At 69.3% G+C, this 23289-nt stretch carries 20 protein-coding genes and 1 pseudogene; 11 read left to right on the forward strand and 10 right to left on the reverse strand.

The annotated features are described in order from the left end of the window. Positions 1 to 13: 13 nt before the first annotated feature. Positions 14 to 1015: a zinc-binding dehydrogenase gene (locus ACFYWY_RS03140; protein ID WP_389178803.1), complete on the reverse strand. Its 1002-nt coding sequence runs from the start codon at positions 1013 to 1015 to the stop codon at positions 14 to 16. After that, a complete protein-coding gene (locus ACFYWY_RS03145; protein ID WP_389178806.1) occupies positions 1002 to 2387 on the reverse strand; it encodes an MFS transporter in 1386 nt (461 codons plus the stop codon). The genes ACFYWY_RS03140 and ACFYWY_RS03145 overlap by 14 nt, the downstream gene beginning before the upstream one ends. A 257-nt stretch (positions 2388 to 2644) precedes the next feature. On the opposite strand from ACFYWY_RS03145, the gene ACFYWY_RS03150 reads away from it, so the two are divergent. Next, on the forward strand, positions 2645 to 4153 hold the full coding sequence (locus tag ACFYWY_RS03150; RefSeq protein WP_389178809.1) for a glycoside hydrolase family 3 protein: 1509 nt from the start codon (positions 2645 to 2647) through the stop codon (positions 4151 to 4153). A 64-nt stretch (positions 4154 to 4217) separates the two neighbouring features. On the opposite strand, the gene ACFYWY_RS03155 is transcribed toward ACFYWY_RS03150, so the two are convergent. Further along, the gene (locus ACFYWY_RS03155; protein WP_389179566.1) at positions 4218 to 4982 is read right to left on the reverse strand and encodes a GntR family transcriptional regulator; all 765 of its coding nucleotides are present in this window, start codon (positions 4980 to 4982) and stop codon (positions 4218 to 4220) included. A gap of 284 nt (positions 4983 to 5266) precedes the next feature. Between ACFYWY_RS03155 and ACFYWY_RS03160 the strand changes: the two genes are divergently transcribed. The 6 genes from ACFYWY_RS03160 to ACFYWY_RS03185 all read left to right on the forward strand — a co-directional run bounded on the left by ACFYWY_RS03160 (position 5267) and on the right by ACFYWY_RS03185 (position 13012). Continuing rightward, positions 5267 to 6547, forward strand: coding sequence for an extracellular solute-binding protein (locus ACFYWY_RS03160; RefSeq protein WP_389178812.1), 1281 nt, complete (start codon positions 5267 to 5269; stop codon positions 6545 to 6547). 75 nt (positions 6548 to 6622) lie between these two features. Next, positions 6623 to 7618, forward strand: a complete 996-nt coding sequence (locus ACFYWY_RS03165; RefSeq protein WP_389178815.1) for a carbohydrate ABC transporter permease — start codon at positions 6623 to 6625, stop codon at positions 7616 to 7618. A gap of 23 nt (positions 7619 to 7641) precedes the next feature. Further along, on the forward strand, positions 7642 to 8496 hold the full coding sequence (locus tag ACFYWY_RS03170) for a carbohydrate ABC transporter permease (RefSeq protein ID WP_389179569.1): 855 nt from the start codon (positions 7642 to 7644) through the stop codon (positions 8494 to 8496). A gap of 10 nt (positions 8497 to 8506) precedes the next feature. Then, complete coding sequence (locus ACFYWY_RS03175; protein ID WP_389178818.1) at positions 8507 to 10090, forward strand: glycoside hydrolase family 3 protein; 1584 nt, start codon at positions 8507 to 8509, stop codon at positions 10088 to 10090. A gap of 48 nt (positions 10091 to 10138) precedes the next feature. After that, positions 10139 to 11185: an SIS domain-containing protein gene (locus ACFYWY_RS03180; RefSeq protein WP_389178821.1), complete on the forward strand. Its 1047-nt coding sequence runs from the start codon at positions 10139 to 10141 to the stop codon at positions 11183 to 11185. 357 nt (positions 11186 to 11542) lie between these two features. Next, positions 11543 to 13012, forward strand: a complete 1470-nt coding sequence (locus tag ACFYWY_RS03185; RefSeq protein WP_389179572.1) for a sensor histidine kinase — start codon at positions 11543 to 11545, stop codon at positions 13010 to 13012. 189 nt (positions 13013 to 13201) lie between these two features. Here the strand turns inward: ACFYWY_RS03185 and ACFYWY_RS03190 are convergent, their stop codons facing one another. Next, positions 13202 to 13459, reverse strand: coding sequence for a WhiB family transcriptional regulator (locus ACFYWY_RS03190; protein WP_003953983.1), 258 nt, complete (start codon positions 13457 to 13459; stop codon positions 13202 to 13204). 318 nt (positions 13460 to 13777) lie between these two features. Continuing rightward, positions 13778 to 14746 carry a diacylglycerol/lipid kinase family protein gene (locus tag ACFYWY_RS03195; RefSeq protein ID WP_389178824.1) on the reverse strand — a complete coding sequence of 323 codons (969 nt, stop codon included), beginning with the start codon at positions 14744 to 14746 and terminating at the stop codon, positions 13778 to 13780. 70 nt (positions 14747 to 14816) lie between these two features. Between ACFYWY_RS03195 and ACFYWY_RS03200 the strand changes: the two genes are divergently transcribed. Then, positions 14817 to 15230, forward strand: a complete 414-nt coding sequence (locus ACFYWY_RS03200; protein ID WP_389178827.1) for a hypothetical protein — start codon at positions 14817 to 14819, stop codon at positions 15228 to 15230. Between the two features lie 71 nt (positions 15231 to 15301). Here the strand turns inward: ACFYWY_RS03200 and ACFYWY_RS03205 are convergent. The 3 genes and pseudogenes from ACFYWY_RS03205 to ACFYWY_RS03215 all read right to left on the reverse strand — a co-directional run. Next, positions 15302 to 16288, reverse strand: a pseudogene (locus ACFYWY_RS03205) (RNA polymerase sigma factor SigF); the annotation flags it as partial. Continuing rightward, positions 16258 to 16671, reverse strand: coding sequence for an anti-sigma regulatory factor (locus tag ACFYWY_RS03210; RefSeq protein ID WP_266487247.1), 414 nt, complete (start codon positions 16669 to 16671; stop codon positions 16258 to 16260). The gene ACFYWY_RS03210 and the pseudogene ACFYWY_RS03205, both read right to left, overlap by 31 nt. A 251-nt stretch (positions 16672 to 16922) precedes the next feature. Beyond that, the gene (locus tag ACFYWY_RS03215) at positions 16923 to 17183 is read right to left on the reverse strand and encodes a UBP-type zinc finger domain-containing protein (RefSeq protein WP_389178830.1); all 261 of its coding nucleotides are present in this window, start codon (positions 17181 to 17183) and stop codon (positions 16923 to 16925) included. 57 nt (positions 17184 to 17240) lie between these two features. Between ACFYWY_RS03215 and ACFYWY_RS03220 the strand changes: the two genes are divergently transcribed. Beyond that, positions 17241 to 18836 (forward strand): Na+/H+ antiporter, encoded by a 1596-nt coding sequence (locus ACFYWY_RS03220; RefSeq protein ID WP_389179575.1) that lies wholly within the window; start codon positions 17241 to 17243, stop codon positions 18834 to 18836. Here ACFYWY_RS03220 and ACFYWY_RS03225 read toward each other — a convergent pair. Further along, positions 18818 to 19726, reverse strand: coding sequence for a 1-aminocyclopropane-1-carboxylate deaminase/D-cysteine desulfhydrase (locus tag ACFYWY_RS03225; RefSeq protein ID WP_389178833.1), 909 nt, complete (start codon positions 19724 to 19726; stop codon positions 18818 to 18820). The two genes, ACFYWY_RS03220 and ACFYWY_RS03225, sit on opposite strands and share 19 nt — an antisense overlap. A 58-nt stretch (positions 19727 to 19784) precedes the next feature. Continuing rightward, positions 19785 to 20375, reverse strand: coding sequence for an N-acetylmuramoyl-L-alanine amidase (locus ACFYWY_RS03230; RefSeq protein WP_389178835.1), 591 nt, complete (start codon positions 20373 to 20375; stop codon positions 19785 to 19787). 264 nt (positions 20376 to 20639) lie between these two features. Between ACFYWY_RS03230 and ACFYWY_RS03235 the strand changes: the two genes are divergently transcribed. Beyond that, positions 20640 to 22073 carry a family 2B encapsulin nanocompartment shell protein gene (locus ACFYWY_RS03235; protein WP_389178838.1) on the forward strand — a complete coding sequence of 478 codons (1434 nt, stop codon included), beginning with the start codon at positions 20640 to 20642 and terminating at the stop codon, positions 22071 to 22073. Positions 22074 to 22191: 118 nt separating this feature from the next. Beyond that, complete coding sequence (locus ACFYWY_RS03240; protein ID WP_389178841.1) at positions 22192 to 23229, forward strand: family 2 encapsulin nanocompartment cargo protein polyprenyl transferase; 1038 nt, start codon at positions 22192 to 22194, stop codon at positions 23227 to 23229. Positions 23230 to 23289: the final 60 nt, after the last annotated feature.

The following is a 23289-nucleotide window of genomic DNA, read 5'->3' on the forward strand; positions in this document are numbered from 1 at the left end:
TGGTGCCTCCGGGTCACGGGACGATCGCCACCTTCAGCGTCTCGGGCGGCGGGCCGTCGTACGGAGCCCGTCCGGTGTCGGGGTAGAGGGAGCGGCTGGCGGAGAGCTGTTCCATGGCCTTGGGGAGCTCCTCCAGGGCATACGTATGGGTGTGGATGTCCCCGATCTGCAGAGTTTCGGTACGCGTGCGGGCGAGGCGTTCGGCGACCGTGCGAGCTTCCTCGCGGGCGGTGTCCAGCGGCTCCGCGGAGCTGTGGACTCGCAGCCCCTTCCGCTCCCAGGCCACCAGGTCGACGGTGACATGGGTATCCACATGATGGGTGCCGAGCATGACGACAAGACCGTTCTGCCGCACCAGCCCCACGCAGGCGTTGAGCGTCGTGGGGGTGCCGACGGCATCGATGGCCACATCGAACCCGGCCCCGATGGCGGTGAGTTCGTCGGCGCTTCCGAGGACACGGTGGACGGAGTCGGCTCCGGACCGGGCGGAGCGTTCGAGCCGCCAGGCGTCGAGATCGACCGCGGCGATCTCCGAGGCTCCGCGCTGTGCCGCCATTCTCAGCGCCATCAGGCCGACCGGCCCCTGCCCGATGATCACGACACGGTCGCCGAGCCGGATGCCGCGGGTGGCATGCACCGCCAGGGGCAGCAGCTGCAGGATCGAGCCGTGCTCGAAGGGGACGGAGTCCGGCAGGGCGCCCACGGATATCTCGCGGGCCAGGGCAAACTCCGCGTAGCCGGTGGTCAGTGGTGTGCGCACGAAGACGCGCTGTCCCGGGGCCACCCGGGTCACTCCGGGGCCGGTCGCCTCGACCACCCCGGCGATCTCATGGCCGAAGCAGCCCTGGGCGCAGTGTTCGCGCAGCCCGAAGTAGTGGAAGTACGCGAGGTCGCTGCGGTTGCAGACCGTGCAGGACCGCACACGGACCAGTACCTCCAGCGGTCCGGGCGCCGGCACCGGGGCGTCGGTGACCAGCCTGATGTCCTGTCGGCCGACCAGCTCATACCGCCGCATGGTCCTTCTCCTCTGTTCGCGGAAGCCCGATTCTGCGGGCGAGTGGACAGGCCGCGGCGGCCACGGCGAGGGCTGTCGCGAACACCGCGGCGAAGGCGGGCGTGTCCTGCCCCGCATGGGTATGTGCGGCGTTGAACAAGGCCCCGCACAGGCCGATGAGCAGCACACTGCACAGGCTGTCCGCGAGCTGCAACGCGGCCGAGTTCACGCCTTGTTGGTCGCGTCCCGAATGCTCGAGGGTGAGTATTCCGACACCGGGCAGCAGCAGTCCCATGCCGAATGCGGCGATGACGAGACCGGCGCCGGCCGTCGGCGCGGGGAGGGTGCGCAGCACCCCGGACAAGGTCAGTGCCGCTCCGGCCAGATGGATCACCGCCCCGGTGAATACGACGCGCTCGCGTGACCACCGCAGCTGTGGACGGCCCTGGAGCCAGGATGCCCAGGCCCAGGTGAGTGCTGCCCCGGTGAGTGACATCCCGGCGGCTGTCGGCGACCACCGGCGCTCGTTGACCAGCATCAGCGGGATGTAGGACTCGATGGTGAAGTACGCGCCTGCGGAGACTCCGCGCAGCAGTATCAGAGAGGGGATGCCGCGCCCCGCGGTCAGAGTTCCTGCGGGCAGCAGCTTCCGCAGACCGAAGGCGATCAAGCAGAGCCCGGCCACGGCCAAGGTCGCCGTACGCTGGGAAGGTTCGGCCCCCGTGTACTGGAGGAGCGCGGCTCCCACGGCCACCGACACGGCCGGCACGGTCTTGGAGCCGGCCGGCTCGGAGAGTTCGCCGGAGCCCGGGCGTAATCGCGCCAGCGGGCGGGCCAGCACCGCAAGGGCGAGCAGGGTGAGCAACGCGATGCCGTGGAACACCCAGCGCCAGGAGTGGTGTTCGGTGACCGAGCCCGCAACCGCGGGACCCAGCATGGACGGCAGAATCCAGCAGGCCGTGATCAGGGAGAACATGCGCGGCCGCAGCGCGGCCGGATAGGCGTGGCCGACGACGACGTATAAGGCGACGGTCACCGCACCGCCACCGAGACCCTGGATAAAACGCCCTGCCAGGAAGGGCAGAATTGAGCCGGAGAGGCCCGCGAGCAACGAGCCCCCCGCGAAGCACAGCATTCCCGCGTACAGCGCGGGGGCGGGTCCGCGCCGGTCGGCCCAGCCGCCTGCGAGGGCGGTGCCTATGATGCTCGTGGCCAGGAAACCGCCGAACGCGAGGCTGTAGAGCGGAAGTCCGCCCAGGTCCTGGACGGCGACGGGCATGGCAGTGCTCAGGGCGAGTCCGGCGAAGGCGACCAGGACGAAGGTCGCGCCGACCGCGAGGGTGCAGGATCGGCGGGACGGGGAGAAAAGCCCCTGCGCGTCCGGTCCGGTCATTCATCCCCCGTAGAAGTGAGTGATGGCCGTGCGTCCCGCTTCAGCGGTGGGCCACCGGGAGGCTTCCATAGCTCGTTCGGGTGAGTCAATCAAGTTGTGAGGGTTCCTCAACAGGCGTTTCGCCGAGCGGGATTCGGCCCTATGGGTGGTTCGTACCCCCTTGACACCCCCGATTGGTCTACGCCAATATTCCATTGGCCTGTACCAACTTGTCCGCCGGTCGGATCGGCTGGCCATGTGTCTTCGGAGGTCCCGCCATGGCGTCAAGCAGTCACCCGGAATTGGAGCGGCTTGCCCTCTCTGTGCTCCAGCCGGGGTTTGTGGGGACGACCGCACCCGACTGGATACGCCGCCGGATCGCCGGAGGACTCGGCTCTGTCGTGCTGTTCGGGCGGAACATCGTGGACCCCGAGCAGGTCGCGAAGCTCACGGATTCACTGCGGGCCGAGAACCCCGACCTCATTGTCGCCATCGATGAGGAAGCCGGCGATGTGACCCGGCTCGAAGCGTGGACCGGGGCCTCGCGGCCCGGAAATCTCGCCCTGGGGGCCGTCGATGACGTCGAACTCACTGAGTCGGTCGCGCGCGATATCGGACGTGAACTCCACGCGGTCGGCGTCTCTCTGGACTACGCGCCGAGTGCGGATGTCAACTCCAACCCCCTGAACCCGGTGATCGGCGTCCGCTCCTTCGGGTCGCGCACCGACGTCGTCTCGCGGCACACCTCCGCATGGATCCGGGGCCTTCAGGCGGCAGGGGTCGCCGCCTGTGCGAAGCACTTTCCCGGGCATGGTGACACGGCTGTCGACTCGCACCACGGCCTTCCCCAGGTGAAGGCGAGTGCCGAGGAGATCGCGCGGACAGCGCTCCCGCCGTTCATCGCGGCGGTGGAGGCCGGTGTGCGTGCGGTCATGACTGCCCATCTGCTCGTACCGGCGTACGACGCCGACCTGCCCGCCACCCTCAGCCACCGCATTCTTGTGGAGCTGCTGCGTGGGGAACTGGGCTTTGACGGCCTGATCGTGACGGACGGCATCGAGATGGGGGCGGTCGCGGACCGCTACGGAATCGACGGAGCGACCGTCAGGGCCGTCGCCGGCGGCGTGGACGCGGTGTGTGTCGGTGGCGAGAGCGCCGAGGAGTCCATCGTCGACCTGCTCTCCGGGGCGCTCACGAAGGCGGTGCGCGACGGAACGCTTCCCGAGGAGCGGCTGGTGGAGGCGAGTACGCGAGTACGCGAGTTCGCCGCCTGGTCGGGTGCGCGGGCAAGGGCCGTGACGCGTGATCCGGCCAAGTCCGACATCGGCCTTGTCGCGGCCAGGCGAGCGGTGCAGGTGCGGCGGAGGCCAGGCGCCGGGAGCGAGCTTCCGGTCGCGGGCGCCCTGCACGTCGTGGAACTGTCCCCGGTGATGAGCCTCGCGATTGACGGCCAGACCCCCTGGGGGGTGGCTGGCCCCCTGCACGACCTGAAGCCCGGGACCACCTCCGTCCGCCTGACGGAGTCCGACCTTTCCGGTGCGGAAGACCTTCCGGAGCGGGCAGCACTGGCTTCCGCCGCGGACCGGGCACTTGTTGTCGTGGTGCGCGACGCGGCCCGGCACCGTTGGATGTCCGACGCCCTGGCCCGCTTGCTGCGGCTGCGTCCCGACGCGCTCGTGGTGGAGATGGGCGTCCCCACGGCGGACGCGCTCGGCGCCGTACATCTGGTCACGCACGGTGCGACCCTGGTCTCCGGCATTGCCGCGGCCGAGGTGCTGGTCGGCTGAGCCGGAAGGTGACCGGCGCAGGTCGGCCGAGCCGAAGGTGACCTGCGCCGGACCCTCAACGGGTCTACTCCACCGGCCTCTTCAGATTGGCCACGAACTTGTACCGGTCGCCCCGGTACACCGAGCGCACCCACTCCACCGGCTCGCCCTGGGCGTCCAGCGAGTGGCGCGAAAGCATCAGCATCGGCAGACCCACGTCCGTCCCCAGCAGCCCGGCCTCGCGCGGGTTCGCCAGCGAGGTCTCGATCGTCTCCTCGGCCTCGGCCAGATGGACGTCGTACACCTCCGCCAGCGCCGTGTAGAGCGAGGTGTACTTCACCAGGCTGCGGCGCAGTGCCGGGAAGCGCTTCGCGGAAAGGTGCGTCGTCTCGATCGCCATCGGCTCGCCGCTCGCCAGCCGCAGCCGCTCGATCCGCAGCACCCGTCCACCGGTCGAGATGTCCAGCAGTCCGGCCAGGGTGTCGTCGGCCGTGACGTACCCGATGTCCAGCAGCTGCGAGGTGGGCTCGAGGCCCTGGGCCCGCATGTCCTCGGTGTACGAGGTCAGCTGGAGGGCCTGCGAAACCTTGGGCTTGGCGACGAACGTGCCCTTGCCCTGGATGCGTTCGAGGCGGCCCTCGACGACCAGCTCCTGCAGCGCCTGCCGCACCGTCGTACGCGAGGTGTCGAACTCCGCGGCGAGTGTGCGCTCCGGCGGTACCGGAGTGCCGGGCGGCAACGTTTCCGTCATGTCCAGCAAGTGGCGCTTGAGCCGGTAGTACTTGGGCACGCGCGCGGTACGGGTCTGTGCCCCGCCCTCGGTCTCCGTACCGCCCCCGTCCTTGGTCATGGCCCGCCTTCCCGACTCCTGTGCTGCTGCCGTCACCGGCTCCTCCGTCTGTTGCGGCTCACATGGTGGCACGCTCCGGTCACGGGTCGTCGCCCTCCCTGTCAGGTGTCGGTCCGATAACGGACGCGACAGCCTTCTTATACACCCTTGACACCCCTAAAGGTCTAGGCCAAGCTCCCGGTACTGGTCTAAACCATTAAAGGCCAGCTCCCAGCCCCTCGAGTAGACCTCGGCGTATCTCTTTGCGGTGGGCAGGGGTTGCAGGCATCCCTGAGGAGGGTGGCGTGAAGCGCAAGCTCATTGCGGCGATAGGCGTCGCGGGCATGGTGGTCGGTCTTGCTGCGTGTGGCGATTCGGACAAGGGCGGGGACAAGGCCGGCGGCGACGCGAAGGAACTGACGGTCTGGCTCACCGTCGACGCCCAGAACAACTGGCCCGACCTGGTCAAGGCGGCCGACGCCGCCATCGTCAAGAAGCACCCGGGCATCAAGATCAAGCACGAGTACTACGGCTGGCCGGACAAGAACGCGAAGCTTGACGCCGTGCTCGCCACGGACAAGGCGCCGGACGTTGTCGAGATGGGCAACACCGAGATGCTCGGCTACATAACGAAGGGCGCCTTCGCCGAGGTCGACCCGAAGAAGTTCGAGCAGTCGGATGCGTGGCTGGACGGCCTCAAGGAGTCCACCCAGTACGAGGGCAAGACCTACGGTGTCCCGTACTATGCCGGTGGCCGTGTGGGCACGTGGCGCAAGGACATCGCCGCCGAGGTCGGTGTGAAGACCACCCCGAAGACATATGCCGAGCTGACAGCCGCCCTCGACAAGATCCAGCAGAAGAAGGGCGACAAGTTCAGCGCCTGGTACCAGCCTTCGCCGGACTGGTACGCCGCGACGTCCTTCGTGTACGACGCCGGTGGCTCCATCGCCAAGAAGGACGGCGACAAGTGGAAGGCCAACCTCTCCTCGCCCGAGTCCCTCAAGGGCCTCAATGAGTACAAGTCGATCCTCGACAAGTACATGCACGGAGACAAGACCAAGGACGAGTCCGACCGTCCGGTCGTCTTCGGGCAGGGCAAGTCCGCGACCATTTTCGCCGCGGCCTGGGAGGGTGGCACCGCCGCCGACCCGAAGAACGACAAGGTCGGCAAGCTCGCCGACAAGCTCGAGAACTTCGTGGTGCCCGGCCCGTCCGGCAAGCCCCTGCCCGTCTTCCTCGGCGGCTCCGACCTTGCCATCCCGGTCAAGTCCAGGGCACAGGACGTCGCGGCCGAGTGGATCAACGCGTTCACCGGCGCTCAGGGTCAGAAGGGGCTGCTCGCCAAGGGCAACCTGCCCAACAACAAGACGGACCTGGCGACCCTGAAGAACGATCCGAAGACGGTCGTCCCGGCCACCGCGGCCGAGTCCAGCTGGTTTGTGCCGATGGCGCCCGGCTGGGGTCAGGTCGAGAAGGCTCAGATCCTCAAGACCATGCTGCAGGAGATCGGCACCGGCAAGAAGTCGGTCGCCGACGCCGCGAAGACCGCGGACGCAGCGATCGACAAGGTCATCAACACCAAGTGACCTATGGGCAGGGCCCCGTCGAATCGACGGGGCCCTGCCACCCGTACCGGGAGAGGGACCGCTGAGGAGCACGGGATGAGTGCCGCAGAGACAACCACCGCCAAGGTGCCGCCGACGCGGCAATCACCGCCGCTGGGCACCGGCGCCGCCGTGCCTCCCAAGCCGGGCAGAAGGCCGACATCGGGTGGGGCCGGAGTTCCCTGGCTGCTGCTCGCGCCCTGCCTCCTCGTCCTGCTGCTGGTTCTCGGCTATCCGCTGGTGCGGCTCGTCACCCTCTCCTTCCAGAAGTTCGGGCAGCCGCAGTTGTGGGGCTTCGAGGACCCGGAGTCGGTCGGCTTCGGCAACTTCTCCAAGGTTCTCGGGGACAGCGAGTTCTGGACCGTCGTCGCGCGGACAGTGGTCTTCGCCGTCAGCGCCGTGGTCCTGACGATGGTCATCGGCATGTTGATCGCCCTGCTGCTTCAGCGGGTGTCCGGCTGGGTCAAGGTCCTGATCAACATCGCGCTGGTGGCGAGCTGGGGCATGCCCATCATCGTGGCAACCGCGATCTTCAAATGGCTCTTCGACGCGGACTACGGCGTGCTCAACTGGCTGCTGTCCAGGCTTCCCGGCGTCGACATGGTCGGCCACAACTGGTTCGCCAGCGGCCCCCAGGGTCTCGCCGTGATCATCCTGCTGGTGGTCTGGGGAGCCGTGCCCTTCGTCGTCATCACGCTCAGCGCCGGCCTCACCCAGGTGCCCAAGGAGCTGGAGGAGGCAGCCCGTCTCGACGGCGCCGGCGCCTGGGGTGTCTTCCGCTGCGTCACCCTGCCCATCCTCAAGCCCATCATCGTCATGCTGACGACGCTGTCGGTGATCTGGGACATGGGGGTCTTCCCGCAGGTCTTCGTGATGCGCAACGGCCACCCCGAAGCCGAGTTCCAGCTCCTGACGACGTACTCGTACGACAGGGCGTTCGTCGTCAATGACTACGGCACCGGGGCGGCGATCGCCCTCGTCACCGTGATCCTGCTGCTCGCCGTGGTCGCGGTCTACATGCGCCAGATGCTCAAGATCGGAGAAGTCGAGTGAGCGCAGTGAACGTACAAAGCGGCGTGACCTCGACCAGCGCGGCTCCCGCTGCCCGCCGCCGCCGCAACAGCAAGCTGGGCTGGAATCTGCTTGGCCTCCTTGTCTTCATCACAGCGGGCTTCCCCGTGTACTGGATGCTGAACACGGCGTTCAAGCCGGCCAAGGACGCCATCGACCCCAACCCGCACTTTTTCCCCAACATCTTCACGCTGGCGAACTTCCGGCGCGCCCTGGACATCGCCGACTTCTGGGGACCGGTCGGGCGCAGCCTCGTCGTGTCGCTGGTCGTGGTCGTCATCGGTATCGCCGTCGGCATGCTGGCTGCCCTCGCGATCTCCAGATTCGCCTTCCGTGGGCGCAAGATCGTGATCGTCGGCATTCTGGCGGTCCAGATGGTCCCGTTGGTCGCCATGATCATCCCGGTTTTCCTGCTGTTGAACGACCTCGGTCAGTACGACAAGCTCAGTGGCCTGGTCATCACGTATCTGACCTTCATCCTCCCCTTCACGGTCTGGACGCTGCGCGGCTTCATCGTCAACATCCCGAGGGAGCTGGAGGAGGCGGCGATGGTCGACGGCTGCACCCGCACCGGCGCATTCATCCGTGTGGTCTTCCCGCTGCTCGCCCCGGGCATGGTGGCCACCTCGGTCTACGGCTTCATTCAGGCATGGAACGAGTACCTGTATGCGCTGATGCTGATGAGCCAGCAGAACCAGACCGCGACCGTCTGGCTCGGCAACTTCAGCACCAAGAACGGCACCGAGTACGCCCCCATGATGGCCGGCGCCACGATGATGGCCATCCCCATCGTGATCCTTTTCCTCCTCGTTCAGCGCAAGATGGCCGCGGGTCTGACGGCCGGCGCAGTGAAGGGATGACGCCGTCCACATGACGACTCTCGTACGCAGCACAGACACCCTGACCCGCGACGCCCTCGCCGTCCTCCAGCCGGGATTCACCGGCACCACCGCACCCGACTGGCTGCTGCGCCGGATCGGCGAAGGCCTCTCCGCAGTGGGCCTGTTCGGCCGCAATATCGTCACGCCCGGTCAACTGTCGGCGCTCGTCGCGCAGTTGCGGGCCGAACGGGGCGATGTGCTCGTCGCGATCGACGAGGAGAGCGGGGACGTCACACGCCTCGAGGTGCGTAACGGATCTTCCTTCCCCGGGAACTACGCGCTGGGGGTGGTGGACGATACCGACCTCACCCGGGCCGTCGCCCGTGAACTGGGCCGCCGGCTCGCCGAATGCGGGGTCGACCTCAACTGGGCACCCTCCGCCGACGTCAACTCCAACCCGAACAACCCGGTTATCGGCGTACGGTCGTTCGGCGCCGACACCGCTCTCGTCGCCCGGCACACCGTCGCGTACATCGAAGGTCTCCAGGCCGCGGGAGTCGCCGCGTGCACCAAGCACTTCCCCGGACATGGCGACACCAACGTGGACTCGCACCACGCAGTGCCTCAAATCGATGTGGATCTCGACACTCTGCGCGCCCGTGACCTGGTGCCCTTCCGCGCGGCCATCGCGGCGGGTTCCAAAGCGGTGATGAGCGCGCACATTCTGCTTCCCGCGCTCGACCCGGACCGCCCGGCGACGCTGAGCCCGCAGATCCTCACCGGCCTGCTGCGCGAGGAGTTGGGCTACGAGGGCCTGATCGTCACCGACGGCATGGAGATGCAGGCCATCTCGGCGGTGTACGGCATCGAGCACGGCTCCGTCCTCGCGATCGCCGCGGGAGCCGACGCGATCTGCGTCGGCGGCGGCCTGGCCGACGAGGAGACCGTACTGCGACTGCGCGACGCGCTGGTCACGGCGGTACGGGACGGCGAACTGCCCGAGGAACGGCTGGCCGACGCGGCGGCGCGGGTACGCGCGCTCGCCGACTGGACACGGCGGGCCAGGTTGGCCGCGGGGGAGTCGGGCGCGGCTTCGGAGGCGGGGGTCCCCGTGGCGCAGCCGGGGGAAGGGGCCGCGCCCGGCGCCGACATCGGGCTGGTCGCGGCGCGCCGGGCGGTGCGGGTGACGGCGGGACAGCTGCCGTACGAGCCGGTGGCGGTCGCCCCCTATGTCGCCGCCTTCACCCCGGTCGCGAACATCGCGGTGGGGGACGAGACCCCGTGGGGGGTGGCGGCAGAGCTGACGGCGATGCTGCCCGGCACAGGGACCGGCACCTACGACAGCGCGACCACCTACGACGGCAGGACCGGGACCTCCGGCTTGGTCGGAAATGTGCTGGCTGCCGCGGCGGACCGTAGGATCATCGCTGTAGTACGCGACGTTCACCGCCACCCCTGGATGGCGGACGCTCTGGACGCCCTGATCGCCGCCCGGCCCGACACGGTCGTGGTCGAGATGGGCGTGGACCGGGCGGAGCCGAGGGGCGCCCTGCACATCGCGACCCATGGCGCCGCTCGCGTCTGCGGACGGGCCGCCGCCGAGGTCATCACCGGCAAGGGCGCCGGGGTCTGACCGACGCGGACCGTGCACGAGGAATGCCACCAGGAGGAGGCACCCCGCATGTCCGAACAGCCGGGCCGGATCATGGCCGGTGAGATGGCAGAGCAGCCCGCGGTGCTGCGGCGCATCCTTGAGGAGGGCGCGCCGAGGATCCGCGAGGTGGCGTCGGCGATCGCGGCGCGCAGTCCGCGGTTCGTGCTGCTGACCGCGCGCGGCACGTCCGACAACGCCGCGCTGTACGCGAAGTACCTGCTGGAGATCCAGCTGGGTCTGCCGTGCGGACTGACCTCCATGTCCACGACGACGGCATACGGCGCGCGGCCCGACCTGACCGACGTCCTGGTCATCACGGTCAGCCAGTCCGGCGGCTCACCGGACCTGGTGGCCTCGACGAAGGCGGCACGCGAAGCGGGCGCGATCACGCTGGCGGTCACCAACAACCCGGACTCCCCGCTGGCGGCGGTCTCCGAATTCCACATCGAGATCCTGGCAGGGCCGGAGAAGGCGCTCCCGGCGACGAAGACGTACACCGCGTCACTGCTGGCGCTCTATCTCTTCGTGGAAGGGCTGCGGGGCGGCGACGGCGCGGCGGCGAAGGTCCTGCCGGACCTGGCGGCGCAGGTGCTGTCCCGCCAGGACGAGGTACGGCAGCTGGCGTCCCGCTACCGCTTCGCCGAGCGGATGGTCATCACGTCGCGGGGGTACGGCTACCCCACGGCGAAGGAGGCCGCGCTGAAGCTGATGGAGACGAGCTACATCCCGGCGCTCTCGTACTCCGGCGCGGACCTGCTGCACGGCCCGCTGGCGATGGTGGACAACATCTCCCCGGTCATCGCGGTGGTCACCGACGGCAAGGGCGGCGAGGCCCTCCAGCCGGTCCTCGACCGCCTCCGCGACCGCGGCGCGGACCTGGTGGTGGTCGGCCCGTCCCCCAAGGTCGAGGCGGCCTCGGCGGGCTTCGTCCTCCCGACGGACGGGGTCCCGGAGGAGCTTCAGCCGATCCTGGAGATTCTCCCGCTGCAGCGCCTGGCGTACGAGGTGACGATCGCCCGCGGCCAGGACCCGGACGCGCCGAGAGCACTGGCAAAGGTCACGGAGACACGCTGACGGGGCGGAGCCCGCGCGGCGAAGGCGCAATCAGAAGCAGCCGCACGCACCCGCGGGCCGCGGCGCCTGACGGGACCCTCAGCCCGTCCGGCACCGCAGCCCGGAGTTGCTCCGGCCGGCAGGTGTGCGGTCCCGCGCGGCCGTATCGGAGGTCTCGGCGCAGTCAGGGCAGAGAGCGCCGGGTACCTCGTTCCACCCTCCTGTGCGGGGAGGATGGAGGCTTTGACACAATCATTGTGGACTAGACCATTCTCGGCTGTCCATCCATCTGCAGAGCTTACTTCTCGGCCCGTCCTCCAACACGGCCGGGCAACTCAACTGGTTCACCCCGCAGGTAGGCTCGCAGATGTGCCCTCCATGAACGACCTCGTACGCCAGCACACAGCCCTCAGTGAATCCGACCTCGAGTGGCTGCATCTGCTGGTCTCGGAGTGGCAGCTGCTCTCCGACCTCTCCTTCGCCGACCTCGTCCTGTGGGTTCCCACCCGCGACGGCACCCGCTTCGTCTCCGTCGCCCAGATGCGCCCCAACACCGGGCCCACCTCCTACCAGGACGACATGGTCGGCCATCTCGTTCCCCGGGGCCGGCGCCCGTTGCTCGACGCCGCGCTCGACGAGGGGCGGATCGTGCGCGAGGGCGACCCGGAGTGGCGTGAGGAGGTTCCGGTACGGGTCGAGTCCATCCCCGTACGCCGCGAGGGCCGCGTTCTCGGCGTCATCGCCCGGAACACCAACCTCCTTACCGTCCGTACACCCAGCCGGCTCGAGCTCACCTACCTCCAGAGCGCCTCCGACCTCGCCCAGATGATCGCCGCCGGCTCCTTCCCCTTCCCGGGGCAACAAGTCGACATGGACGCTTCCCCGCGCGTCGGTGACGGGCTGATAAGGCTCGACGCGGACGGTGTCGTGCAGTACGCCAGCCCCAACGGCCTCTCCGCGTACCACCGGCTCGGCCTCGCCTCCGACCTCGTAGGACACCACCTCGGTCAGATCACCGCCGAACTCGCCCCCTCCCGCGGCCCCGTCGACGAGGCCCTGGTCAAACTCGCCAGCGGCTACGCGCCCCGTGAGACCGAGGTCGAGGGCAACGGCGGTGTCATCCAGCTGCGCGCCATCCCGCTCAAGCCCAAGGGCACCCGGATCGGCTCCCTCGTGCTCTGCCGCGACGTCACCGAACTCCGCCGCCGCGAGCGCGAGTTGATCACGAAGGACGCGACCATCCGGGAGATCCACCACCGGGTGAAGAACAATCTCCAGACGGTCGCGGCCCTGCTGCGGCTGCAGGCCCGCCGGATGGATTCCGTACGCGGCCGGGAGGCGCTCAACGAGGCGGTGCGGCGCGTCGGTTCTATCGCGATCGTCCACGAGACCCTCTCCCAGAACCTGGACGAGCGCGTCGAGTTCGACGAGATCGCCGACCGGGTCATCGCGATGGTCGCCGAGATCTCCCCGGGCAAGGTCGAGTGCCGCCGTACGGGCCGCTTCGGCATCCTCGACGCCGAGGTGGCCACCCCGCTCGCCATGGTCCTGACCGAGGTGCTGCAGAACGCCCTGGAGCACGCCTTCGCACAGGGGGAGCACGGCTCGGTCGAGGTCTCGGCCGTACGGGGCGATCAGCGCACGGACAGCCGGCTGCTGATCACCGTCCAGGACGACGGGCGCGGGCTGCCCGAGGGCTTCGACCCCCAGCAGACCGGCAATCTGGGGCTGCAGATCGTACGGACTCTGGTGGAGGGGGAGTTGGGCGGAACCTTCGACATGGTTCCGGCTCCCGGGCGGGGCACCAGGGTTGTCCTCGACGTACCCGTACAGGCGCAGAAGCCGTAGCCACAGCCGTAGTCGGCCGGAAACAGCCAGCCGTAGTCGGCCGGAAACAGCAGCGAGCCCCGGACCGTATGTTCACGGTCCGGGGCTCAGAGCTTTGTGCGCTTCGGGGTACTGCGCGCTGCGGCTCGGGAGGCGGTGAGTGCGTACTCTCTGTACGCGCCGCCAAGCTCAGGCTCGTAGCAGGGGGCGTCAGGCGCTGGCGTTACGCGCCCGGTTGCGAGCGGCACGACGCTTCATAGCGCGGCGCTCGTCCTCGCTGAGGCCACCCCAGACGCCGGAGTCCTGGCCGGACTCGAGCGCCCACTGCAGACACTGCTCCATGACGGGGCAGCGACGGCAGACGGCCTTGGCTTCCTCGATCTGCAGCAGCGCAGGACCAGTGTTGCCGATGGGGAAGAAGAGCTCGGGGTCTTCCTCGCGGCAAACGGCGTTGTGACGCCAGTCCATGGCTGCTACCTCTCCTTGGTATTACATGCGGGTTGCTTGTGAATGTGAACGCTTTCACGAATCCCCCCGCAAGGGAAGGGCCGACTGCCAGCAGCACTGGCGTGGTCCTGTGGTTTGAGGAGGGGTTCTGGCGGTCTGTGGGGCCGATGTTGCGGGCCGTCCCGATCGCCATGTAGAGATTCGCAAACCTCGGCGGCGGATACAACCCCTTCCGGAAACTTTTTTTTGATTCCTCGGTGTCGGCTAGGTCACAGCCGTACTTCTATGGGGTGGAGCCCAGCCCATACGTTCGAGTTAAAGGCCTTTCGGCTCTTCCGCTCACACAATCACACGCAGTGCACGGCGTACGCCTGTGAACGTCACGCTCGTGCGTAGCCCCAGGTGGTCACCGTCCATCTGGAACGGGAGGGGAACCTTCGAATTCAAGGTGAAGTCGGTGAGGTCATGCAGAGTGACCGCGTGCTTGCCGTGCGGTCCGCGCTCGGGGCTGGAAGTGAGCAGCTGAGTCGCATAACGGGCCACGGCGGAGGTCGACATCTTGGACAGTGCGACGACGTCCAGGGCGGTGTCGAAGGAGGCCTCCGGGGACGCGTACACCGGGCGATTGCCCAGGTAGGTCCAGGGGGAGGTGTTGCAAATTATGGACAGCACCAGTTCGGTGACCGGGTCCTCGCCCGGGCGCTCCAGGGTGATCGGGCCGTTCCGGCGGTGCGGCTCGTCAAGGAACTGGCGTACCACCTGGCGCATATAGAGCGCGTGCGTGGACCGCTTGCCGCGCTCCCTCTGTTGTTCGACTCGTCCGATGACGCTCGCGTCGAAGCCGAGTCCGGCGCAGAACGTGAACCAGCGGGAGGGGACCGCCTCGTCTTCGGTGCCCGGGGTGCCGGCCGCGAGACCGAGTCCGACCGTCCGCTCGGTCTGGTCGCGCAGTGCGTCCAGGATGGCGCCGGTCGCCTCGACAGCGTCGTTCGGGAGACCGAGGGCGCGGGCGAAGACATTCGTCGAGCCACCGGGGACGACGGCGAGGCGGGGGAGGCGGTCGGGGTCGGGGCCGTGGTGGAGCAGACCGTTGACGACCTCGTTCACGGTGCCGTCGCCGCCGAGGGCTACGACGAGATCCGTGTCGTCGGACTCCGCGGCCCGGCGGCCGACGTCGCGGGCGTGCCCGCGGTACTCCGTGTTCACGACCTCCAGCTTCATCTCGCTGGCGAGGGCGTGTATGAGTACGTCGCGGGTGCGGGCACTGGTGGTGGTTGCTGCCGGATTGACCACGAGAAGTGCGCGCATGCGCAGCAGCGTACCCAGTGGGATTTACCTGGCCCAGCCCAGGGTTCCGCACGACGGCTACCCTGCTGGGGTGAGCACTGACCAGACCCCCCGCCCTGCCCGCCTGACTGCCGCGGCCGCGGTGTCCGGACTGGAAGGCCTGGCGCTGGTCGCATGCGGCGTCTACATGCTCGTGATGGGCCTGCTCGGCCGGCCGGACAGTCCGTCACAGGCGGAGACGGGCGGAGTGACGTTGATCGCACTCGGCGTGATCCCGCTGGCCGCGGCGCGTGGCCTGCTGGGACGCCGCAGCTGGAGCCGCGGCCCGGCGATCATCACGCACCTGATGGCTCTGATCCCGGCCTGGACGCTGCTGCGCGCGTCCGGAGCGCTGATCTTGCTGGGCATCGCGCTGGCGGCGGTCGCGGTGACGGGCCTGGTGCTGCTGGTGAACCCGACGACGACCGAGGCCCTGGGCATCCGCGGCCCCGCGCGCGACGCGTAGCCGCTCGCGCGGGGGCGGTACTTCCTCCCGGTGGAGAGGGCCGCCCCCACGCCGCGGTCACTCCCCTGCGGCTACTCCTCCACCAGGAGCTTCTCGCGGAGCTGTGCCAGCGTGCGGGCCAGCAGGCGGGAGACGTGCATCTGGGAGATGCCCACCTCCTGCGCGATCTGCGACTGCGTCATGTTGCCGAAGAATCTCAGCAGCAGGATCCGCTTCTCGCGCGGTGGCAGGTCCTCGAGCAGCGGCTTCAGCGACTCGCGGTATTCGACGCCCTCCAGGGCCTCGTCCTCCGCGCCCAGTGTGTCCGCCACCGCCGGGGACTCGTCGTCCGTGTCCGGGACGTCCAGGGACAGCGTGGAGTACGCGTTCGCGGACTCCAGACCCTCCAGGACCTCCTCCTCCGAGATGCCCAGGCGCTCCGCCAGCTCGTGGACCGTGGGGGAGCGGCCGTGCTGCTGGGACAGTTCCGCCGTCGCCGTGGTCAGGGCGAGCCGCAGTTCCTGGAGGCGGCGCGGGACCCGGACCGCCCAGCCCTTGTCGCGGAAGTGGCGCTTGATCTCGCCGACCACCGTCGGCGTCGCGTACGTCGAGAACTCGACGCCCCGATCCGGATCGAACCGGTCCACCGACTTGATCAGGCCGATCGTGGCAACCTGCGTCAGGTCGTCCAGCGGCTCGCCGCGGTTGCGGAAGCGCCGCGCCAGATGCTCGACCAGCGGCAGATGCATACGCACCAGCTGGTTGCGCAGCTCCGCCCGCTGCGACGAGCCGTCGGGCAGCTTGCGCAGCTCGATGAACATCGCCCGCGCCCCGCTGCGGTCATGTGGATCGTGGTGCTGCTGCTCTTGCACGTGCTCGCTCATACGGTCCGCCCTCCCCCAGAGCTTCGCCTGGGAGGTACCCACCTGCGCCTGCTCCGCCGCGGCCGTCCGGCCGTCAAGTCCGTCCACCGGGTGCGGCCGCGCCTGCTGTTCCGGGATGCCCGTCACCGCGGGTGGCTCGTTCCGCACCGGACCGTCCCCGTTCCTCACGCCGGCCCGGGTCCCGCGCCGCGCTGTTTGTACAGGCTGATGGTGACCGTACGGTCATCGGCGACCGACGAGTCGACCTTGCCGGCCAGTGCCGAGAGCACCGTCCAGGCGAAGGTGTCACGCTCCGGCGCCCGGCCGTCCGTCGTCGGCGCCGAGACCGTGACCTCGAGCGAGTCGTCGACGAGCCGGAACACGCAGCTGAGTACGGAACCGGGGACGGCCTGCTGCAGCAGGATCGCGCACGCCTCGTCTACCGCGATCCGCAGATCCTCGATCTCGTCGAGGGTGAAGTCCAATCGTGCTGCGAGGCCGGCCGTGGCCGTACGCAGCACGGACAGGTAGGCGCCCGCAGCGGGCAGCCGGACTTCCACGAAGTCCTGAGTCCCGGGCTCGCCTGCGATCTGGGACACCCTCACCTCCAAGGTGGCACAAGCTCTTTCGGGGCTACGGGAGGGGAGATCCCGAAGCCGTCGCTACGTAGTCGTTGCGTCTGTACGTAGCCGGTACTGGCCCGGCGACGCTATCGCGATCCATAGTGCCCTGTCGCCGGGACCCCCAGTCGATGGCTGTCACTCATGGTAAGCATACGAGCACACACAGTGGCTAGAGGTCTGCGTCACCCAATTACGAGGAACCGGCGGAGGGTTGACGTACCCACGCGTCAGACGATCGAACCGTCGACAAAGCACCAACGCCACCTTTCACCCGGTTCGAAGCTCCGCATCACCGGGTGCCCGGTCTGCGTGAAGTGCGCGGTGGCATGCCGCATGGGCGAGGAGTCGCAGCAGGCCACGAGGCCGCAGATCAGGCAGAGTCGCAGCTGTACGGGGTGGCTGCCGGCCGCCAGACACCCCAGGCAGGTCTCGCTCTGCGGGACCGGTTCGGGGTGGGGCAGTTCTGCTACATGCGGGCACTCGCTCATGATTGCCAGATTACGACGCGGGTGACCGACGTACGGACGGACGTGAGGGACGGCGAGATGGACGCACTGCCACTGGTCGGGCTGATCGCGGCGAGCGCCGCCATCGCCGGGGCGGCCCGCAGGACACCGGTGCCGGCGCCGCTGCTGCTGGTGACCGTGGGGCTGATCGGCGCGTATGTGCCGGGGATGCCGGACTACACGCTCGACCCGCACATCGTGCTGCCCCTGGTGCTGCCGCCGCTGCTGCACACGGCCGCGCTCGACAGCTCGTACCTCGATCTGCGGGCGAATCTGCGGCCCGTCGCACTGCTCTCGGTCGGCTACACCCTCTTCGCGACCGTCGCCGTGGGCTATCTCGCCTATCTGCTGGTGCCGGATCTGCCGCTGACCGCCGCGCTGGTGCTGGGCGCGGTCGTCGCCCCGCCGGACGCGGTCGCCGCGACCGCGATCGCCCGGCGGCTGGGGCTGCCGAGCCGGGTCACGACGATCCTGCAGGGCGAGTCACTGGTGAACGACGCGACCGCGATCACCGCGTACAAGGTGGCGCTGGCCGCGGCGGTCGGCGAGGGCGCGAGCTGGGCCGGCGGCATTGGGGAGTTCGCGCTGGCGTCGCTCGGCGGGATCGGCGTCGGCCTGGTGCTGATGGTGCCGATCCACTGGATGCGTACGCATCTGAAGGAAGCGCTGCTGCAGAACACCCTCTCGCTGCTGATTCCCTTCGTCGCCTACGCCGCCGCCGAGCGCGTCGGGGCGTCCGGCGTGCTCGCCGTGGTCGTCGTCGCGCTCTACCTGGGGCACCACTCCTGGCAGGTCGACTTCGCGACCAGGCTGCAGGAGGGGGCGGTCTGGAAGATGGTCGCGTTCATCCTGGAGTGTTCGGTCTTCGCGCTGATCGGGCTGCAGCTGCCGTTCGTGGTGCAGGGCCTCGGCGGCTACTCGGTGGGCGAGACGCTCTGGTACGCGGCCGGGGTCTTCGTCGCCGTAGTGGCGGTGCGGTTCATCTGGGTCTTCCCGGCCACCTTCCTGCCGCGCGCTCTTTCGCCGCGGATCAGGAAGCGCGAGCCGGACACCAACTGGACCGCGCCGATGATCGTGGGCTGGGCCGGGATGCGCGGAGTCGTCTCGCTGGCGATCGCCTTCTCGATCCCGCTGACCACGGCGGCCGACCAGCCGTTCCCGGCGCGGAACCTGGTGCTGTTCCTGACCTTCACGACGGTGATCGGGACGCTGGTGATCCAGGGGCTCACCCTCCCGGCGCTGATCCGGGCGCTGAAGGTGCCCGGGCGTGACCCGCAGGCCGAGACGCTCGCCGAGGCGCAGGCGCAGAGCCAGGCCTCGCGGGCGGCGGAGCAGCGGCTGGAAGAGCTGCTGGCGGACGAGCGCAATGCGCTCCCGCAGCCGCTGGCGGACCGGCTGAGGAACGTGCTCGAGAGACGGCGGAACGCCGTGTGGGAGCGGCTCGGGGCGGTGAACCCGGTGACCGGGGAGTCGGCGGACGACACGTACCGGCGGCTGGCGCGGGAGATGATCGGTGCCGAGCGCGAGGTCTTCGTACAGCTGCGGGACCAGCGGCGGATCGACGACGAGATGATGCGCACGCTGCTGCGCCGTCTCGATCTCGAGGAGGCGGCGGCCTACCGGGAGGAGGCCTGAGCGGTGATGACGGCGGCGACGGCGGTGCCGGGAGGGAAGGCGCCTTCGGCGGCGAGGGTGGTCAGGCCGTAGAGCATCTTGGCGACGTAGACACGCTCGACGGGGAGCTGGTGGCGGGCCTCGAAGTCGTCGGCGAAGTCGTCCAGTCCGGGGGCGGTACGGGCGTATCCGCCGAAGTGGAAGCGGTCGTCGAGTGCCCAGTCGCCGACCGGTCCGCCGAAGGCCTCGTCCTGGAGGCTGCGTATCTCCGTGGCGAGGAAGCCGCCCCTGAGGACGGGGAATCCGATTGCGTGCTGCCCGGGCGCGAGTCCGGCGGCGAGTCCGGCGAGGGTCCCGCCGGTGCCGCACGCGACGGCGACGACGTCCGCGAGGTGGTGGAGTTCGCGGCCGAGGGCGGCGCAGCTCTGTGCGGCGAGGGCGTTGCTGCCGCCCTCGGGGACGACGTATACGTCGCCCGGGACCGACCGCAGGATCTCGGCCAGCGTCTCCGGTTCGTCCTTCGCGCGGTACGTCGCACGGTCGACGAAGAGCAGGCGCATACCGTCCGTCGCGCACTGGCTCAGGGACGGGTTCAGGGGGCGGGAGGCCAGTTCGTCGCCGCGGACCACGCCGATCGTCTCAAAGCCCAGCAGGCGGCCCGCCGCGGCCGTCGCGCGGAGGTGGTTGGAGTACGCGCCGCCGAACGTCAGGAGCGGGCGGCCCGCCGCCGCGTGGAGGTTCGGCGCGAGTTTGCGCCACTTGTTGCCCGGGAGGTCCGGGTGGATCAGGTCGTCGCGCTTGAGCAGGAGACGTATGCCGTGCCGACTGAAGCGCTCGTCCTCGACCGGCTGCAGCGGCGACGGCAGTCGCGGCCGCAGGGCCGTGGTGAGGTCGAGCGCTTCCCGGGTCACCCACCCATTGTCACGTCAGGCCGTCTTTCCCGTCGGGCGGTCCTGTCACGTCGGGCGGTCACTTCAGACGTTCGTGGATGCGTCCGCGCATGGCGTTCATCGTGAAGCCCCGGGGATCGACCTTTCCCGGCTGCCACTCGAGGTGGCCGATGACCGAGCGCTCGTTCCAGGCGTGGCGGCGGCAGATCGCCGCGGCCGCTTTCTCGATCGCCTCCAGCTGGACGGCCGGCCACGGATCCTCGCCGTCGCCGAGGTTCTCGCACTCGAAGCCGTAGAAGTGGCGGTTTCCGTCGGTGTTCGCCTCGTTGTCCGGGGGGAGTGCCTTTTCCGCGATGACGGCGCGCAGCACGTCGTCGTCGCCGAGCCCGGCGTGGTTGGCGCGGCCGTAACCGACGAGATGGACCTTGCCGTCCTTGGCGATGACGCCGTGGCACAGCGGCCCCGGCAGGCCCGCGTAGCCGTCCCGGCAGATGCGCACGGTATTCGCGGTGCCCTGGGTGACGGTGTGGTGGATCATCACGCCGTGGACCGGGCCCCAAGGGCCCATGTGGTTGCGGTTGTGCGTACGCCAGTCGCCGACTTGGACGACCGTCAGGCCTTCGTCGCGCAGTGCGTCGAGGAAGCTGTTCGCGGACATGGGTGAGGACATGACCGTCTCCTTGTGAATACGGGGGAAGTGAGCGCAATGCGCCGTACCGCGCTTTTACCCCGAACTCCCTTGGCTGGACCATCTGTTCGTACGGCGTGCGAGCCGATCCGGTCAGCCGCCGGAGTCATAGACCACCGTCCGCGCGCGGCGCCACCTGCCCCGCCGACGCTGAACTAGTCCCATCCGTTTGTGTAATGGCGTGTGCACTCAGTGTGATGGAAGGCTTTCGGGTGCAGGTCAGGACCGTGATCGAGAGGGAGTCACATGTCGGTTGGTTCGGTTGACCCGGTTGGTTCCGTCGGCGACGAGGTCCGTGAGCAGCAGGCGTCGAAGCAGCAGAGTCTCGGCACGGCCGCCGCGCGGAACCTTGCGACAACCACCAAGTCCGCCCCGCAGATGCAGGAGATCACCTCGCGGTGGCTGCTGCGCACGCTGCCCTGGGTCCAGGTGCAGGGCGGCACCTACCGCGTGAACCGCCGCCTCAGCTACTCGGTGGGCGACGGTCGCGTGACATTCGTGCAGACCGGCGACCGGGTGACGGTCATCCCCGCCGAGCTCGGCGAGTTGCCCGCCCTGCGGGAGTACGGCGACGAGGCGGCGCTCACCGAGCTGGCGAACCGTTGCGATCAGCGGGAGTTCAGGGCCGGCGAGGTGCTTGCAGCCGCCGGCAGCGCGGCGGACCGCGTCTATCTGCTGGCGCACGGCAGGGTCGAGCAGATCGGCACCGGTCCGTACGGCGACGAGACGGAGCTCGGCGTCCTCGCCGACGGGGCGTACTTCGGCGATCAGTCGCTGCTGGACCGCGAGGCCTCCTGGGGATACACCGCGCGTGCCGCGACCGCATGCACGGTGCTCGTGCTGACCAGGGACGATGTGCTGAACCTCGCGGAGCGCGTCGACTCGCTCCGCGTACATCTGGCCGGTCTTTCGTCCCTGCCGCAGCAGCGGACCAACAAGTACGGCGAGGCGGCGATCGACCTGTCCGCGGGCCATGTCGGCGAAGCCGTCGTCCCGCACACCTACGTCGACTACGACGCGGCGCCGCGCGAGTACGAACTGAGCGTGGCCCAGACCGTGCTGAAGGTCCACAGCCGTGTCGCCGACCTCTACAACCAGCCGATGAACCAGACCGAGCAGCAGCTGCGGCTCACGGTCGAGGCGCTGCGGGAGCGCCAGGAGGACGAGCTGATCAACAACCGCGAGTTCGGACTGCTGAACAACTGCGACTACGGACAGCGGTTGCAGCCGCACGACGGCGCGCCCAGCCCCGACGACATGGACGAACTGCTCTCCCGGCGGCGCGGGTCGAAGCTGTTCCTGGCCCATCCGCGAGCCATCGCCGCCTTCGGGCGCGAGTGCAACAGCCGCGGTCTGGTGCCCGACAGCGTGGAGGTGGCCGGCCACCATGTGCCCGCCTGGCGCGGTGTGCCGATCTTCCCGTGCAACAAGATCCCGGTCACCGAGGCCAGGACCACCTCGATCATCTGCATGCGTACGGGCGAGGCCGACCAGGGCGTCATCGGACTGCAGCAGAGCGGCATCCCGGACGAGATCGAGCCCAGCCTGTCCGTGCGCTTCATGGGCATCGACGAGCAGGCGATCATCTCGTACCTGGTCACGGCCTACTACTCGGCGGCGGTGCTGGTGCCGGACGCGCTCGGCGTCCTGGAGAACGTCGAAGTGAGCCGCTGGCGGTGATCCGGCCCGGCCGGGGGCGCGGCATCGCGCCGCGCTCCCGGCCGCACCGCTCCAGCCCGTGCCCGGCCGGCGCCCCGTCGGCCCCCGGCGTGCCCAACACCTGGAAAGGGCTTCCCAGATGACCATGTCGGAGACCGTCGAGGCCCGCGAGGCCGTCGCCCTCATGGAACGCAGCCGCAGCGCCGTCAATCCCCAACTGCGTACGGCCATCGAGTCGTTGCCCGGCTCCATACGCCGCGTCGCGATGTACCACTTCGGCTGGGAGCAGGCCGACGGCACCCCGGCGGCCGGCTCGGCGGGCAAGGCCATCAGACCCGCGCTCGTACTGGCCGCGGCCCGGGCGCTCGGCGGTGACCCGCGGCAGGCGGTGCGGGCGGCGGCCGCGGTGGAGCTGGCGCACAACTTCACGCTCCTCCACGACGACGTCATCGACGAGGACCCCACCCGCAGGCACCGCACCACCGCCTGGACGGTCTTCGGTACCCCGGACGCCATCATCGCGGGCGACGCCCTGCTCGCCCTCGCGCTGCGGCTGCTCGCCGAGGACCGGCACCCCGCGTCGGCGGCCGCGTCGGAGCGGCTCGCGGCGTGTGTGATCGAGCTCTGTGCGGGACAGCAGGCGGACTGCGCCTTCGAGGAGCGCGCGCCGCACGAGGTCTCCCTCGACGAGTGCCTCGCCATGGCGACTGCCAAGACCGGTGCGCTGCTGGGCTGCGCCTGCGCGCTCGGCGCGCTGTACGCGGGCGGGGGCGAGGAGGAGGCCGCGGCCATGGACGCCTTCGGGCGGGAGGCGGGGCTCGCCTTCCAGCTCATCGACGATCTGATCGGGATCTGGGGTGATCCGGCGCGTACGGGCAAACCGGCCGGCGCCGATCTGGCGTCCCACAAGAAGTCCCTGCCGGTGGTCGCCGCCCTGACCTCCGGCACCGCGGCGGCCGCTGAGCTGGCCGAGCTCTACCGCGGCCCGATGACCCCCGCAGCCGTGCGTCTCGCCGCGGAGGCCGTCGACCGGGCGGGCGGCCGCGACTGGGCACAGCTCCAGGCCGCTGACCGGATGGCCAGGGCCGTCCATGAGCTCGCCCGCGCGGTTCCGGACCTGACGGCGGCGGGCGATCTGCTGGCCCTGGCGGAATTCGTCACCCGCCGCAGCCGCTGAGACGGCAATGCGGCCCATGTGCCTTGAGCCGCAAGCGGGTTGAGACGCTCGCCGGAGAAA

Source organism: Streptomyces sp. NPDC002870 (genome assembly GCF_042888505.1).
In the GTDB taxonomy this organism is placed as follows: Bacteria; Actinomycetota; Actinomycetes; order Streptomycetales; family Streptomycetaceae; genus Streptomyces.